Genomic DNA, 14,489 nt, shown 5'->3' on the forward strand with positions numbered 1-14,489 from the left:
CTCGTCCTCAAACGCCGGACGGGCTGACGGTGCCCGCCCGGGACCGAGTAGTCAGGGGCGCGGGGAACTGCGCGAGCAAGCGGGCACGGTCCGCACCCGAACGGCAACCTCGCAGGGGACGGCGCAAACCGGGACCCCGCCGCCCGCTACGTCGTCGGGAGCTGCTTGCCGTAGTCCACCATCGCCCCCTTCGCCGGCCGCGCCAGCGCGAAGTCCTTGTTCCAGTCGGCCAGTTCGAGGACGCCCGCCCCGCCGGCCCGCTCGAAGCGCAGAGGGTAGGGCGTGCCTTGGAGGGAGACGTCGAGAATGCCGCCCTCACCGTCCTTGCCCGCCTCGATCCGTACCGTACGGACCGAGCCGACCTCGGAGTGGTCGCCCTTGGACAGCGTGCCCTGGAGGCCGAGCATGCCCTTGAGCAACACCGACTTCTCGGTGAATCCGCGCAGCTGCTGATAGGCCGGGTCACCGGACGGCACCTTGACGTACTTGTCGTCGAGCTTGCCCGCCGCCGCGCTCGCGCCGCCGGAATCGCCCCGCGCCCAGAATCCCGCGCCCGCCTTCAGGAACAGCTCCTCGCCCACCCGCAACAACCCGAACGTGCTCTTCTGCGAGGTGACCGTGCCCGTGCCGCCGCTGCTCTTCAGCTTCATGTCGATCTTGTACGAGCCGCCCTTGCTGACCAGCGAGCCCGAGAGCCGCACCGCGTCCGCGCCGTCGGCCGCCGCCCGCGCTTTGTTCTCGATCTCGGGGGCGGACAGCTTGCCGACGCCATTGGTCCCCTCGTCCGGGTCCGAACCGCACGCTGTGAGCGCCGCGGCGAGCCCCGCGCACAGCACGACGGGCAGGGCGGCCCGGCGGGCCCGTACCCGCGGGGACCAGGGGGATGAGGTCACCTGCGTACTGCCTCTCGCATGGATGTGGGGGTCGGCAGACCGCACCCTACCCGCACGGTCCGCGCCGTCCGCCGGGGCGCCGTACGGACGACCCGCAAGGGCGTACCGTGCGAGCACCGGCTAGCCTGAAGCCCTTGTCGCGCGGTGCATCGCGGCACGTGAACACCCGGAACAGAAGGAGGCGCTCACATGGCGGCAGGCGCCCCCCGGGTCTTCGTCTCGCACCTCTCCGGTGTGGCCGTATTCGACCCCAACGGCGATCAGGTCGGCCGGGTGCGCGACCTGGTGGCGATGTTGCGCGTCGGCCGCCGGCCCCCGCGGCTGCTCGGCATCGTCGTCGAGGTGGTGAGCCGCCGGCTGATCTTCCTGCCGATGACCCGGGTCACGGGTGTGGAGTCGGGCCAGGTCATCACCACCGGCGTGGTCAACCTGCGCCGCTTCGAGCAGCGTCCCACCGAGCGGCTCGTACTCGGTGAACTCCTCGACCGGCGGGTCACCCTGGTCGAGAGCGGCGAGCAGGTCACCGTCCTCGACGTGGCGATCCAGCAGCTTCCGGCCCGGCGCGACTGGGAGATCGACAAGGTCTTCGTACGCCGTGGGAAGTCGGGCGCGCTGCGCCGCAAGGGCGAGACGCTGACCGTGGAGTGGTCGGCCGTCACCGGGTTCTCCCTGGAGGAGCACGGCCAGGGCGCCGAGAACCTGGTCGCCACCTTCGAGCAACTGCGCCCCGCCGACCTCGCCAACGTCATGCACCACCTCTCGCCCAAGCGCCGCGCCGAGGTGGCCGCCGCCCTCGACGACGACCGGCTCGCCGACGTCCTGGAGGAGCTGCCCGACGACGACCAGGTGGAGATCCTCGGCAAGCTGAAGGACGAGCGGGCCGCCGACGTCCTGGAGGCGATGGACCCGGACGACGCCGCCGACCTGCTCTCCGAGCTGCCCGAGGAGGACAAGGAGCGCCTCCTGACCCTGATGCAGCCCGACGACGCGGCGGACGTGCGCCGGCTGCTGTCGTACGAGGAGCGCACCGCGGGCGGTCTGATGACGACCGAGCCGATCGTGCTGCGCCCCGACGCGACGGTCGCCGACGCGCTCGCCCGGGTGCGCCAGCAGGACCTCTCCCCCGCGCTCGCCGCGCAGGTCTACGTCTGCCGGCCGCCGGACGAGACGCCGACCGGCAAGTACCTCGGCATGGTCCACTTCCAGCGGCTGCTGCGCGAGCCGCCGTTCACGCTGGTCAGCTCGGTGGTGGACAGCGACCTGAAGCCGCTGCCGCCGGACGCCTCGCTGCCGTCGGTGACCAGCTTCCTCGCCGCGTACAACATGGTGGCCGCGCCCGTGGTGGACGACAGCGGCTCGCTGCTCGGCGCGGTGACCGTCGACGACGTACTCGATCACCTGCTGCCGGACGACTGGCGCGAGACGGAGTTCCACGGTCCTGAGGGGGTGCCGGGTGGGCGGCACTGACCGTACCGAGGAGCGCACCCGGGCGAGCGGCGCGAGCGCCGTGTCGCGCGGCCGGGCCCGGCTCGACCAGCCGCGCTCGGGGCGGGGCCGGCTCCTTCCGGAGTGGGACCCGGAGGCGTTCGGCCGGTTCAGCGAGCGGATCGCGCGCTTCCTCGGCACCGGACGGTTCATCGTCTGGATGACCCTGATCATCATCCTGTGGGTCGCCTGGAACATCTTCGCGCCGGGCAGCCTGCGCTTCGACAACTACCCGTTCATCTTCCTCACCCTCGCCCTCTCCCTCCAGGCCTCGTACGCCGCCCCGCTGATCCTGCTCGCGCAGAACCGGCAGGACGACCGCGACCGGGTCACCCACGAGCAGGACCGCAAGCAGAACGAGCGCTCCATCGCCGACACCGAGTACCTCACCCGGGAAATCGCGGCGCTGCGGATGGGCCTCGGCGAGGTGGCCACCCGCGACTGGATCCGCTCCGAACTCCAGGACCTGGTCAAGGAGATGGACGAGCGCCGGAACGTATTCCCGCACGAGCGCGCCCACCGACGTGACGAAGGCGACCGCTGACAGGGCTTTCCGTACCGTGCGGTCAGCGCCGTACCATCACCGTATGGCTACGGAAGACGCGGTGCTTGAGGCACTGGCGACGGTGAACGACCCCGAGATCCACCGACCGATCACTGAGCTCGGCATGGTCAAATCGGTAGAGATCGGTACGGATGGCGCGGTCGCCGTCACGGTGTACCTGACTGTCTCCGGCTGCCCGATGCGCGAGACCATCACCAAGAACGTGACGGAGGCGGTCGAGCGGGTCGAGGGCGTCAGCCGCGTCGACGTGACGCTCGACGTGATGAGCGACGAGCAGCGCAAGGACCTGGCGTCCGCGCTGCGCGGCGGCACCGCCGAGCGCGAGGTGCCCTTCGCCCAGCCCGGTTCACTGACCCGCGTGTACGCGGTGGCGTCCGGCAAGGGCGGCGTCGGCAAGTCCTCGGTGACGGTCAACCTGGCGGCCGCGATGGCGGCGGACGGGCTGAAGGTCGGCGTCGTGGACGCGGACATCTACGGCCACTCCGTACCCCGCATGCTGGGCGCCGACGGCAAGCCCACCCAGGTCGAGAACATGATCATGCCGCCGTCCGCGCACGGCGTGAAGGTCATCTCCATCGGTATGTTCACGCCGGGCAATGCCCCGGTCGTGTGGCGCGGCCCGATGCTGCACCGCGCGCTCCAGCAGTTCCTCGCGGACGTGTACTGGGGCGACCTGGACGTGCTCCTGCTCGACCTGCCGCCGGGTACCGGCGACATCGCGATCTCGGTGGCCCAGCTGGTGCCCAACGCCGAGATCCTCGTCGTGACCACCCCGCAGCAGGCCGCCGCCGAGGTCGCCGAGCGGGCCGGCTCCATCGCCGTGCAGACCCACCAGAAGATCGTCGGCGTCGTCGAGAACATGGCGGGCCTGCCGTGCCCGCACTGCGACGAGATGGTCGACGTGTTCGGCACGGGCGGCGGTCAGAAGGTCGCCGACGGCCTGACCAAGACGACCGGCGCCACCGTGCCGGTGCTCGGCTCCATCCCGATCGACGTCCGGCTGCGCGAGGGCGGCGACGACGGCCGGCCCGTGGTCCTCACCAACCCCGACTCCCCCGCGGGCGCCGCGCTGCGCGCCATCGCGGGCAAGCTGGGCGGCCGCGCCCGCGGCCTGTCGGGCATGTCGCTCGGGATCACCCCGCGCAACAAGTTCTAGGCCACCTGCGGCGCGGGAACGCGTACGGCAGCGGTAAGGGGCGCTCCGCAATTGCGGGCGCCCCTTACGCGTACCTGGGTGCGGCTCACGCGTACCTGGTTGCGGCTTCGCGTACCTGGTTGCGGCTACCGGCCACGCCTCACTCGTACGAGGTGAGGTCCTCGATCACCGAGAATCCGAGCCCGTACGCGCTCAGGCCGCGCCCGTACGCGCCCAGGTGCACACCGCTGCGTGCGGAGCCCGCGAGGACCCAGCCGAACTCGGACTCGCGGTAGTGGAACTCGGTGGGCTCGCCGTCCACGGGGAGTGAGAGCGTCGACCAGTCGGACCCCGCCAGATCGTCGGCGAGCTCCCAGGCCGTCTCGGTCTGCTGGTCGAGCCAGTCGCCGCGCAGCACATGGTCCATCTGCGCGGGCCAGGTGAAGGACAGCAGCCCCGACCCGGCGAGCCAGGCCGCCGAGGAGACCGAGGTGGCCTCCAGGACGCCCGTACCGTCCCCGCTGCGGCGCACGGGGGTGGCGGGGATGCTGACGACCACAGCGAACCGCTCACGGTCGCTCACGGCCGCCGCCTCGGGCCGTATCGACGGCTCGTCGCCGTGCCCGATCGAGCCGTGCTGGACCGTGCCGTCGGCCGCCGCGGTCACCTGCATCAGCCAGCGCGGCCCGGTGAACGCCTCGTCGAGGCCGTACCAGGGGAAGGGCGCGCGCAGATAGCCGTCGACCGTACGCCGGGCCCCCGGCACTCCCTCCGGTGTGGACTGGGCGCTCTGGGGCGCCCCTTGAGCGGACTGCCCCGCTGCCCGGCTTGTCGTCTCCATCTGCCCGGCCGCCTCCTAGATCAGTAGCGTCCGGAGCGGCCCGCCCCCCTCGGGCGTCCTGGCTTCCGGACAGATGGAGGATAGCCACCTGATCGCGGCTCGCCGGAAAAGCCCATGTGGGATTGGCGTGTATCAGTGCGTATCAGTGCGTATCGGCGTGTAACAGGTGGCGTCGGCTCAGCGCGTGTCAGGTGGCGTCGGCGTCGAACGGAGGGCGCTCGCCCGGGTCGAGCTGCGCGCGCTTCTTGACGAGGTCGGGACCGCCCGAGCCGCTCCCCGACCCGTTGACGGCCGTCGCCGCGGCCGGGGCCGACTCGCGGCCGTGCACGGCGTCCGCGACCTCTTCCATGTCCTTGCGGAGATCGAAGCTGTTGCGGATCTCCGCAAGGCCCAGGTCGTCGTTGTCCATCAGCTGCTTGCGGACGAACGTCTTGGGGTTCAGGTCCTCGAACTCGAAGTCCTTGAACTCCGGGCCGAGCTCGGCCCGGATGTCCTGCTTGGCGCTCTCGGAGAAGGAGCGCACCTTGCGGATCACGTTCGAGACGTCCTGGATCAGCTTGGGCAGCTTGTCCGGGCCGAAGATGAGCACGGCGAGGATTACGAGGGTGCCCAGCTCCATGGGCCCTATGTCAGTGAACACCCGCTGCTCCTCGTGTTCTCATTGCTCGCGATCCCGGCGCTCGGTCTCAGCTCCGCGTCCCGTCATGGACCGCTCCACGGTACCCGGCCGAACTGTCGGCGCGGTACCTCCGGGGTGACCATTGGACATCGGGACTGGGCCGAACGGGCCGGGACCGCCCGTACGGCGGCGTTCCCGGCTCAGGACGCCGAGCCGAGCGTCAAGGTCAGCTCCCGCTCCGCGCCGCTCCGCCGCACGGTCAGACGCAGCCGGTCCCCCGGGCGATGCGCGCGGATCTTGACTATCAACTCCTCGCCGCTGTGCACCCGCTGGCCGTCCACCTTGGTGATCACGTCCTGCGACCTGACGCCGGCCTTGTCGCCGGGGCCGCCGGCGACGACGGCCGGCCTGCCGTCGCTCGCCTTGTCGCCGACGCGCGCGCCGTCACCGCTGTACTTCATGTCGAGGGTGACGCCGATCACCGGGTGCGTGGCCCGGCCCGTGCTGATCAGCTCCTCGGCCACGCGCTTGGCCTGGTTGACCGGTATGGCGAAGCCGAGCCCGATCGAACCGGCCTGGCCGCCGCCCTCCGTGCTGCCGCTGCCCGCGGAGCGGATCGCGCTGTTGATGCCGATGACGCGCGCCTTGGAGTCCACGAGCGGGCCGCCGGAGTTGCCCGGGTTGATCGGGGCGTCGGTCTGGAGCGCGTCCACATAGCTGACGTCGCTGCCGTCCCCGCTCTCGCCGCCCGCCGTGATCGGGCGCTCCTTGGCGCTGATGATCCCGGACGTCACCGTGTTGGAGAGGTCGAAGGGCGCCCCGATGGCCACCACCGGGTCGCCGACCATCACGTTGTCGGAGTTGCCGAGCGCGAGGGGCTTCATCCCCGATACGCCGTCGACGCGGACGACCGCGAGGTCGTAACCGGCATCGCGGCCGACCACCTCGGCGGCGGCGCTCTCGCCCCCGCTGAACGTCACGGAAATCTTGCCCGAGGTACCCGCGGGCTGCACGACGTGGTTGTTGGTCAGGATGTGCCCGGCGTGGTCGAGGACGAAGCCGGTGCCGGTGCCGGACTCGGTGGTGCCGGTGACATGGATGGTGACCACGCTCGGCAGCGCGCTCGCGGCGATCCCGGCGACGCTGTCCGGCGCCCGGCCCTGCGGCTCCTTGTCGGCCTGCGGCAGGTGCACGCTGGTGAGCCTGCCGTTGCGTTCCACGTACGCCCCTACGCCGCCGCCGATGCCCCCGGCGACCAGCGCGAGCAGCACCGCCCCCGCGAGCAGCGCCCCGCGCCGCCGCTTCCTCGGCTCCGGCGCCCGCCCGGCCGTGCTCAACGGCTCCCCCGGCCCGCTCCAGGGGTCGTACGCGCCCCAGTGCGGGGCGGCGGCGGCCGAACCCTGCGGGGCGAGCGGGGGTGCGGGCGCGGCGGGTGCCTGGTACGGGGGCGCCGGGGTGGCCGGTGCCTGGGCTGCGGCGTAGCTGCCCTGAGGCGGCAGCGGGGTACCCCCGGGCGGCGTCGGCACCGGCCGCTGCACGGGCGGCGCGGGCGCCCACGGCCCGGGCCCGCCGTAGGGCGGGGTGCCATAGGGATCGGGCGCGTGCAAGGGCCCACGGCGCCCGGCGAGGGGGCCGTCGCCGGAAAGTCCGCCCCCTTCGGCACCGGGCGCGGCGACGACCCCGGCATCGGCGACACCGGAGTCGGCACCAACCGGGGCAGCGGAGCCCTCGTTCACGGCGGCGGGCGCGGCGGCACCGGCAGGGCCGGCCGGGGCCGGGGTGGAGGCCGGGGCCGGAGCCGGCGGGGCCAAGTCGTAGGTGTCGACCGGGAGTTCAGCCGGAGCGGACGAGCCGGTGGGGTCGGACGCGTCGTTGGGGTCGGGCGCCCCGGGGTGCGCGGAGCCGGCTTCGCCGACGGGTTCGGCGGGGCCGGTCTCGGCCAAGGGATCGGCGGGACGGGGCTCGGGGGCGGGCTCTGGGGTGCGGGGGTGGCCCGACGGTGGACGGCTCCACCACCTGGGCTTCGGCCCGGTGGGCTGCTGCTCGTTCATGCTCTCCCCGCAACTGACCTGCGTGCTCGACGAGCACCCCTCCCCGGATTCAACCAGGTCGTCCGGGGCGGCGGCAGAGCGCGGGTCAGCGCCGGGCGTAGAGAGGGAGCCCGGACGCGACAGGAGCGGCGAGGCGCACCGGCGCCGCCGGGGTCACGGTCGGGACGGCCGCGAGCATCCCCTCGGCGAGGTCCGTCGTGGCGAGGTCCGCCGTGGTGAAGACCGTCGTGGTGAGGTCCGTCGTGGTGAGCGGCTGCGTCGCCGTGGCGGGGCGTATCAACGGCGGCAAGGACGAACCGTTCAGACGGCCGACGGGAAACGCGCCGCCCAGCGGCCGCACCGGCCCGTTCTGCGCGGGCATGGCACCCAGGGCGTTCTGCCCGGCCATGGCGCTCAGACCGCGGAGCCCCGGCGGGGCGGGCGTGGTGGCCTGGGCCGACATCGCGGACAGCAGCCCTGCGGTGGCGCCCCCTCGACGGCGGTCCTCGGCGGAGCCGCCGCTCTGCGCCGCGCTGCCGGAACGCAGCGGCACGACACTGCTGCCGCTGCCCACGGCACGGGCGCCGGAGGTCGAGCCGAGGGGAAGGGTCCCGCCGAGCGCGATGGCCGCGAGGGACACCGCGCTCGCGGCGGCGAACGCGAATCTGCGGCCGCGCCAGGGCGAGCCCGGCCGATCCTGCTCGGAGCGGCCCACCTGATGGATGCGGAAGCCACCCGTCAGCGCGTCGGGCAGAACCGCGACATGGGAGCCGGCGGGCACATAGCCGAAGTCACCGGGGCGCGGAACGCGCGGGTCCGCCGGGCCACCGGGCTCGGGGTCCGGCGCGCCAAGTCTTCCGAAGAAGCCGTCGGCCCGGTGTCCGCCGAGCGGTCCCTGCGGGCCGTCGTCGTCATGTCCTCTTCCCACGGGACCGCCGGGCAGCCCTTGCAGCCGGGCGAGGAAGGTCTCCGACGGCGGTGGCGGGGCGGTGCGCGCAAAGACGTTCTTCAGGTTGCGCTGGGCGTCGGCCTCCGCCTTGCACTTGGCGCAGGTCGCCAGGTGGGACAGGACCCGTTCGCGGGCGTCGTGGTTCAGCTCACCGTCGACGAGGGCGGCGAGCCGGTCCCCGAGGTGCTGTTCCGCGGGGGTGGGATTCGTATCACTCACGCCATCCCCTCTCCGGCCACCCCGAGCGCTCCGGGCGCCACCCCCGCCAGCGCACGCTGCTGCTCGGCGCGGGCTTCGGGCGAACGGTGCTGGAGGGCCTTGCGCAGATGGGAGCGGCCACGGTGGATCCGGCTGCGGACGGTGCCGAGCTTCACTCCGAGGGTGGCCGCGATCTCCTCGTAGGAGAGCCCTTCGATGTCGCAGAGCACGACGGCGGCGCGGAACTCCGGCGCGAGCGTGTCCAGCGCCTGCTGCACGTCTGCGTCGAAGTGGGCGTCGTTGAAGGCCTGTTGGGGGTTGGGCTCGCGGCTGGGCAGCCGCTCCGCCGCGTCGTCGCCGAGCGCGTCGAAACGGATGCGCTGACGGCGCCGGACCATGTCCAGGAAGAGGTTGGTGGTGATGCGGTGCAGCCAGCCCTCGAACGTGCCCGGCGTGTACGTCGACAGTGAGCGGAAGACACGGACGAAGACCTCCTGGGTGAGGTCCTCGGCGTCGTGCTGATTGCCCGTCAGGCGGTAGGCGAGGCGGTAGACGCGGCCACTGTGCGTGCTGACGATCTCCTCCCACGTAGGGGGAGTCCACGCCTGGGAATCCGCGTCGGCGAACGTCGCGGTAGTTGCGGAGCTGGTAGCGCGGGAACGGTCAGCAATGTCGGTCACGGATTTCGGCTCACCCGCCGACCTGAGAAAGCGCCGCAGCACTCCTCCCCGATCCACAGGCGCAGCCGCACCTCCCCTGTCGGCTCTGGTGGTGTCCAGCGGAGCCCCTACCATAGCCACCTCGCCCGTTAGCTCCGGATAAGAATCTTTACGTGCATTTGGGGACGGCTTCCGCCCCTCTTCCGTGAACTCGACCATGTGCTCCCCCCGCGGTTCCCCTGTCCTGCATAACGCGCGGTCCCATCTGCGGGTTCCCGACTCCAGCGGATACAGTCACCGTTGCGCCAACCAAGGGGACAGGAGAGGGCCATTACCGCCAACCGGCAGACGAGCTGGGCGTTCGCCGACGCCTTTGTCGCCGAGGACGACGCGCTGCGCTGGGCCCGTGACCGGGCCCGGGAGGCAGGCCTGCGTTCGGTGTCCCCGGGGACAGGCGCCGCGCTGCGGCTGCTCGCTGCCACGGCGGACGCCAAGGCGGTCGCGGAGATCGGCACCGGCACCGGCGTCTCCGGCATCTATCTGCTGCAAGGGCTGCGGCCGGACGGCGTCCTGACCACCGTCGATCCGGAGCCGGAGCGCCAGCAGTTCGCCAAGCAGGCGTTCCGCGCCGCGGGCTTCGCCGCGAACCGGGCCCGTTTCATTCCGGGCCGTGCCCTCGACGTACTGCCGAGGCTCGCGGACGGCGGCTACGACCTGGTGTTCTGCGACGGCGACCGGATGGAGTCGCTCGACGTGCTCGCTGAATCGTTGCGCCTGCTGCGGCCCGGCGGGATCGTCTGCTTCGAGGGGGTCTTCGCGGACGGCCGCACCGTCGACTCGGCGGCCCAGCCGCCCGAGATCCTGCGGCTGCGGGAGCTGCTCCGCTCGGTGCGCGAGAGCCCCGAGCTCGTGGCGTCCCTGCTCCCGGTCGGCGACGGCCTCCTCTGCGCGGTACGCCGCGGCTGACCCCGCAGCCCCCGGGCGGGCGCGGCCGCTCGACACCGGGTGCGCTACTCGGGCGCGGCCGTTCGACACCGGGTGCCCTACAGGGGCGCGGGGCTGCGACATTTGCGCGGCTCCGCCACGACGGGCGCGTCCGCTCGACACCGGGCGCCCCACTCCGGGCACGACGTCTCAACACCGGGTGCCCTACAGGGGCGCGGGGCTGGACATTTGCGCGGCTCCGCCACGACGGGCGCGTCCGCTCGACACCGGGCGTCCCACTCCGGGCGCGACGTCTCAACACCGGGTGCCCTACAGGGGCGCGGGGAACTGCGCGGGTGACCCAGCACGGTCCGCAGTCGAAAGCCGGGCCCCTGGGGCTCCGCCCCAGACCCCGTTCGCGCCTTGAGGGCGCTCGTCCTCAAACTCCCCCGCGGCCTCAAGGGCCAGGGGGACCCCCCATGGCGGGCTGAGGATGCCTCTGCCGGGCACCCTGCCAAGGTCAAACCACCAGGGGCGCGGGGAACTGCGCGAGACGCGGGCACGGTCCGCGGACGAAACCCGGGCCCCGGGGCTCCGCCCCAGATCGGACCGGATGAGGTGGCGCCTGCCCGGGCATCCGGACGGGTTGAGGTGGCCTCTGCCGGGCACCCTTCCAACGGCAACCCCGCCAGGGGGCCCCGCACGCAACACCGCCCCGGCACGGCATGCACAGCACGTGCACACCGAACCGGGGCGGTGAAGAGTCTGCGTCGGACCCGCTAACTCAGCCGACGACCTTCTTGAGGGCATCGCCGAGCGCATCGGCCTCGTCCGGAGTCAGCTCGACGACAAGCCGACCGCCGCCTTCGAGCGGAACGCGCATGACAATGCCCCGCCCCTCCTTGGTCACCTCGAGCGGGCCGTCGCCCGTCCGCGGCTTCATGGCCGCCATGCTCGTTCCCCTTCCTGAAACCAGCTCATCGTCAGCCGACGGCCCCCGGGATTGGGTACGCGTCACGGCATCGAACACATTGCTTCCAGGTCATTATCCCGCATCCCAGGACCCGATGACCAACATCGGTCCGCATCGCTTGCGCAACGCGCTCTATCAAAACCACACAATTCGGCGATCCGCCTGCGATACTTCGCCGCCGCCGGATCCCCCCGGCACCCGGATTGTTAGACGCAGGTCACATGCCCGGCGGCCGTGATCTCCGCCATGCTGAGCGGATACGACGACGAAGCAGCATCCGCGACGGAGGGGATCCCACCATGGCCGACACCGTGCTCTACGAGGTGAGCGACGGGCTCGCGACGATCACGATCAACCGGCCCGAGGCCATGAACGCGATGAACACGGAGGCGAAGGTCGCGCTGCGCGAGGCGGTACGCTCCGCGGCCGCGGATCCCGCGGTGCGCGCCGTGCTGCTCACCGCGGCCGGCCGGGCGTTCTGCGTCGGCCAGGACCTCAAGGAGCACGTCGCCTCCCTGACCGCGGACCGCGAGGCCGGCACCGGGCAGACCATGAGCACCGTGCGCGAGCACTACAACCCGATCCTGACGGCGCTCACCGAGATGCCCAAGCCCGTGGTGGCCGGCGTCAACGGCGTGGCGGCGGGCGCCGGCCTCGGCTTCGCGCTCGCCGCGGACTACCGCGTGGTCGCGGACACCGCCGCGTTCAACACCTCGTTCGCCGGGGTCGCGCTGACCGCCGACTCGGGCGTCTCCTGGACCCTGCCGCGTCTGATCGGCCAGTCCCGCGCCGCCGACCTGCTGCTCTTCCCACGCTCGATCTCCGCACAGGAGGCGTACGGGATCGGCCTGGTCAACAAGGTCGTACCGGCCGACGAGCTGGCCGCGCAGGCCCTCGCCGTCGCCCGCACCCTGGCCGAGGGCCCCACGGTGGCGTACGGCGCCCTGAAGGCCTCTCTCGCGTACGGCGCGGGCCACACGCTCGCCGAGACGCTGGAGACGGAGGACGAACTCCAGTCGAAGGCGGGCGCCTCCGAGGACCACGCCATCGCGGTGGCCGCGTTCCTCGCCAAGGAGAAGCCGAAGTACGTCGGCCGCTGAGCGCGGCTCCCGGGCGGGGCGGGCCGGGCGGGGCGGTGCTCAGGCGCCGCCCCGTGCCACGCAGTCCGCGAGGTGGTCGTCGACCAGGCCGCACGCCTGCATCAGGGCGTACGCCGTCGTGGGGCCGATGAAGCGCAGACCGCGCTTCTTGAGGGCCTTGGACAGAGCCGTCGACTCGTCGGTGACGGCCGGGACGTCGGAGAGGGTGCGGGGCGCCGGGCGGGTGGCCGGGTCCGGTGCGTAGGACCAGATGAGCGCGTCGAGCTCGCCCGGCGACCAAGTGGTGAGGGCCTGCGCGTTGGCGACCGTCGCCTCGATCTTGAGGCGGTTGCGGATGATGCCCGTGTCGCCGAGGAGCCGCTCCTTGTCCGCCTCGGTGAACTTGGCCACCGCCGCGATGTCGAAGTCGGCGAACGCGCGCCGGAATCCCTCGCGGCGGCGCAGGATCGTGATCCAGGAGAGCCCGGACTGGAAGGCCTCCAGGCAGAGCCGTTCGTACAGCGCGTCGTCGCCGCGGACCGGGCGGCCCCACTCGGTGTCGTGGTACGCCACGTAGTCCTCGGTGGACAGCCCCCAGGGGCAGCGAAGCCGCCCGTCGGGGCCGGGCACGGCCCCGCTCATCGCCGGGGCTCCTCGTCGGACGGCCCGGCCGCGCCGGGGTGCGGCTCGGGGGTGTTGCCTTGCGGGATGCCGTGCGGCTCGGGTGCGGTGCCGTGCGGCTCGGGCAAGGGATGCGGCTCGGGGGCGATCCCGTGCGGCTCGGGGGCCCGGCCGCCGTTGCCCGGCGCCACCCCACCGCGGGCGGCCACCGACTGGAGCTCGGCGATCCGCGCGTCCCGCTCGGCGAGCTCCGCGCCGAGGCGGCTCAGCGCGTCGTCGACGTCGGCCATCCGGTAGCCCCGCAGGACCACCGGGATGCGCAGCGCCTCCACGTCGGCCCGGCCCACCGGGCGGTGCTCGGGCAGCGGGTCCACCAAGTTCTCCGGCTCGGCCTCGGGCAGCACCCCGGCGTCGCCTCCGCCGCCGCCCACCACGGCGAGGGTCACGGCGGTGACCACGACGACCATCGCGATCAGCAAGAACCAGAACACGAGCGAGCCTCTTCCCGACGCCGGAAACTGTCGGGTCCGATCGTGCCATGCGGCACTGACGGTTAGGGTCGCAGGCGGACAACGGCCCGGATCACAGCAAAGGACACAGGGGATGCACAGCGGAACGGACCGCGGCACGCTGCGGCTTGGCCGGCGCGAATTCACCGCGGACGAACCGGTGGTCATGGCGATCGTGAACCGGACCCCCGACTCCTTCTACGACCAGGGCGCGACCTTCCACGACGAACCCGCGCTGGCCCGCGTGGAGCAGGCCGTCGCCGAGGGCGCGGCCATCATCGACATCGGCGGGGTGAAGGCGGGCCCCGGCGAGGAGGTCACGGCCGAGGAGGAGGCGCGCCGCACGGTCGGGTTCGTCGCCGAGGTCCGCAAGCGGTTCCCCGAGGTCGTCATCAGCGTGGACACCTGGCGGCACGACGTCGGCGCGGCGGTGTGCGAGGCGGGCGCGGATGTCCTCAACGACGCCTGGGGCGGCGTCGATCCACGGCTCGCCGAGGTCGCGGCGCGCTACGGCGCGGGTCTCGTCTGCACCCACGCGGGCGGCGTGGAGCCGCGCACCCGGCCGCACCGGATCGCGTACGACGACGTGGTGGCGGACATCCTGCGGGTCACGGTCGGCCTGGCCGAGCGCGCCGTCGAGCTGGGGGTGCGGCCGGACGGAATCATGATCGACCCCGGGCACGACTTCGGGAAGAACACCCGGCACAGCCTGGAGGCGACGCGGCGACTTGAGGAGATGACCGACACGGGGTGGCCGGTCCTGGTCTCGCTGTCCAACAAGGACTTCGTGGGCGAGACCCTCGACCGGCCGGTGAAGGAGCGCCTGATCGGGACCCTCGCGACGACGGCGGTCTCCGCGTGGCTCGGCGCCCGGATCTACCGCGTGCACGAGGTGGCGGAGACCCGTCAGGTCCTCGACATGGTCGCCTCGATCGCGGGTCACCGCGCCCCGGCGGTGGCCCGCCGGGGCCTGGCGTAGGACAGGCGGCTTCCGGAGCGGCCGCCCGGC

At 72.6% G+C, this 14,489-nt stretch carries 15 protein-coding genes; 6 read left to right on the forward strand and 9 right to left on the reverse strand.

From position 1 onward, the window contains the following. Positions 1-146: 146 nt before the first annotated feature. Positions 147-893 carry a hypothetical protein gene (locus tag AB0D31_RS31170; RefSeq protein ID WP_362729339.1) on the reverse strand — a complete coding sequence of 249 codons (747 nt, stop codon included), beginning with the start codon at positions 891-893 and terminating at the stop codon, positions 147-149. A 189-nt stretch (positions 894-1,082) separates the two neighbouring features. Here AB0D31_RS31170 and AB0D31_RS31175 point away from each other — a divergent pair, with 189 nt between their 5' ends. From AB0D31_RS31175 to AB0D31_RS31185, 3 genes are read left to right on the forward strand one after another with little or no spacing between them, the layout of a single operon-like run. Continuing rightward, on the forward strand, positions 1,083-2,360 hold the full coding sequence (locus AB0D31_RS31175; protein ID WP_362729341.1) for a CBS domain-containing protein: 1,278 nt from the start codon (positions 1,083-1,085) through the stop codon (positions 2,358-2,360). Then, positions 2,347-2,922 (forward strand): DUF1003 domain-containing protein, encoded by a 576-nt coding sequence (locus AB0D31_RS31180; protein WP_362729343.1) that lies wholly within the window; start codon positions 2,347-2,349, stop codon positions 2,920-2,922. Before AB0D31_RS31175 ends, AB0D31_RS31180 begins: the two co-directional genes overlap by 14 nt. Before the next feature lie 43 nt (positions 2,923-2,965). Continuing rightward, positions 2,966-4,099, forward strand: coding sequence for an Mrp/NBP35 family ATP-binding protein (locus AB0D31_RS31185; RefSeq protein ID WP_362729345.1), 1,134 nt, complete (start codon positions 2,966-2,968; stop codon positions 4,097-4,099). Between the two features lie 139 nt (positions 4,100-4,238). Here AB0D31_RS31185 and AB0D31_RS31190 read toward each other — a convergent pair whose 3' ends face one another. The 5 genes from AB0D31_RS31190 to sigE form a co-directional block, all read right to left on the reverse strand. Then, entirely contained in the window at positions 4,239-4,919 is a 681-nt protein-coding gene (locus tag AB0D31_RS31190) for a hypothetical protein (RefSeq protein ID WP_362729347.1), read from the reverse strand. Between the two features lie 187 nt (positions 4,920-5,106). Next, entirely contained in the window at positions 5,107-5,559 is a 453-nt protein-coding gene (locus tag AB0D31_RS31195; protein ID WP_362729348.1) for a sec-independent translocase, read from the reverse strand. 179 nt (positions 5,560-5,738) lie between these two features. Beyond that, entirely contained in the window at positions 5,739-7,589 is a 1,851-nt protein-coding gene (locus AB0D31_RS31200) for a trypsin-like peptidase domain-containing protein (RefSeq protein ID WP_362729350.1), read from the reverse strand. An 85-nt stretch (positions 7,590-7,674) separates the two neighbouring features. Next, on the reverse strand, positions 7,675-8,736 hold the full coding sequence (locus AB0D31_RS31205) for a zf-HC2 domain-containing protein (protein WP_362729352.1): 1,062 nt from the start codon (positions 8,734-8,736) through the stop codon (positions 7,675-7,677). Next, positions 8,733-9,509 (reverse strand): RNA polymerase sigma factor SigE, encoded by a 777-nt coding sequence (sigE, locus tag AB0D31_RS31210; RefSeq protein ID WP_267056207.1) that lies wholly within the window; start codon positions 9,507-9,509, stop codon positions 8,733-8,735. Before sigE ends, AB0D31_RS31205 begins: the two co-directional genes overlap by 4 nt. Before the next feature lie 165 nt (positions 9,510-9,674). On the opposite strand from sigE, the gene AB0D31_RS31215 reads away from it, so the two are divergent. Beyond that, positions 9,675-10,340 (forward strand): O-methyltransferase, encoded by a 666-nt coding sequence (locus tag AB0D31_RS31215; protein WP_362729354.1) that lies wholly within the window; start codon positions 9,675-9,677, stop codon positions 10,338-10,340. A 742-nt stretch (positions 10,341-11,082) separates the two neighbouring features. Here AB0D31_RS31215 and AB0D31_RS31220 read toward each other — a convergent pair. Continuing rightward, on the reverse strand, positions 11,083-11,250 hold the full coding sequence (locus tag AB0D31_RS31220; RefSeq protein WP_003966491.1) for a DUF3117 domain-containing protein: 168 nt from the start codon (positions 11,248-11,250) through the stop codon (positions 11,083-11,085). Positions 11,251-11,570: 320 nt separating this feature from the next. Between AB0D31_RS31220 and AB0D31_RS31225 the strand changes: the two genes are divergently transcribed. Beyond that, positions 11,571-12,371 (forward strand): enoyl-CoA hydratase-related protein, encoded by an 801-nt coding sequence (locus AB0D31_RS31225; RefSeq protein ID WP_362729356.1) that lies wholly within the window; start codon positions 11,571-11,573, stop codon positions 12,369-12,371. Between the two features lie 39 nt (positions 12,372-12,410). On the opposite strand, the gene AB0D31_RS31230 is transcribed toward AB0D31_RS31225, so the two are convergent. Together AB0D31_RS31230 and AB0D31_RS31235 are read right to left on the reverse strand one after the other, a co-directional pair. Beyond that, on the reverse strand, positions 12,411-12,992 hold the full coding sequence (locus tag AB0D31_RS31230; RefSeq protein WP_362729358.1) for a DNA-3-methyladenine glycosylase I: 582 nt from the start codon (positions 12,990-12,992) through the stop codon (positions 12,411-12,413). Continuing rightward, the gene (locus AB0D31_RS31235) at positions 12,989-13,462 is read right to left on the reverse strand and encodes a DivIVA domain-containing protein (protein ID WP_362729360.1); all 474 of its coding nucleotides are present in this window, start codon (positions 13,460-13,462) and stop codon (positions 12,989-12,991) included. The genes AB0D31_RS31230 and AB0D31_RS31235 overlap by 4 nt, the downstream gene beginning before the upstream one ends. A 112-nt stretch (positions 13,463-13,574) precedes the next feature. On the opposite strand from AB0D31_RS31235, the gene folP reads away from it, so the two are divergent. Next, positions 13,575-14,459 carry a dihydropteroate synthase gene (folP, locus tag AB0D31_RS31240; RefSeq protein ID WP_362729362.1) on the forward strand — a complete coding sequence of 295 codons (885 nt, stop codon included), beginning with the start codon at positions 13,575-13,577 and terminating at the stop codon, positions 14,457-14,459. Positions 14,460-14,489 lie beyond the last annotated feature (30 nt).

Source organism: Streptomyces sp. NPDC048361, from assembly GCF_040651795.1.
Taxonomy (GTDB): Bacteria; Actinomycetota; Actinomycetes; order Streptomycetales; family Streptomycetaceae; genus Streptomyces.

Coding starts and splice junctions, on each gene's coding strand:
- AB0D31_RS31175 (WP_362729341.1), top strand. CDS start 1,083: ATGGCGGCAGGCGCCCCCCGGGTCTTCGTCTCGCACCTCTCCGGTGTG.
- AB0D31_RS31185 (WP_362729345.1), top strand. CDS start 2,966: ATGGCTACGGAAGACGCGGTGCTTGAGGCACTGGCGACGGTGAACGAC.
- AB0D31_RS31190 (WP_362729347.1), bottom strand. CDS start 4,919: ATGGAGACGACAAGCCGGGCAGCGGGGCAGTCCGCTCAAGGGGCGCCC.
- AB0D31_RS31200 (WP_362729350.1), bottom strand. CDS start 7,589: ATGAACGAGCAGCAGCCCACCGGGCCGAAGCCCAGGTGGTGGAGCCGT.
- sigE (WP_267056207.1), bottom strand. CDS start 9,509: ATGGTAGGGGCTCCGCTGGACACCACCAGAGCCGACAGGGGAGGTGCG.
- AB0D31_RS31220 (WP_003966491.1), bottom strand. CDS start 11,250: ATGGCGGCCATGAAGCCGCGGACGGGCGACGGCCCGCTCGAGGTGACC.
- AB0D31_RS31225 (WP_362729356.1), top strand. CDS start 11,571: ATGGCCGACACCGTGCTCTACGAGGTGAGCGACGGGCTCGCGACGATC.
- AB0D31_RS31230 (WP_362729358.1), bottom strand. CDS start 12,992: ATGAGCGGGGCCGTGCCCGGCCCCGACGGGCGGCTTCGCTGCCCCTGG.
- folP (WP_362729362.1), top strand. CDS start 13,575: ATGCACAGCGGAACGGACCGCGGCACGCTGCGGCTTGGCCGGCGCGAA.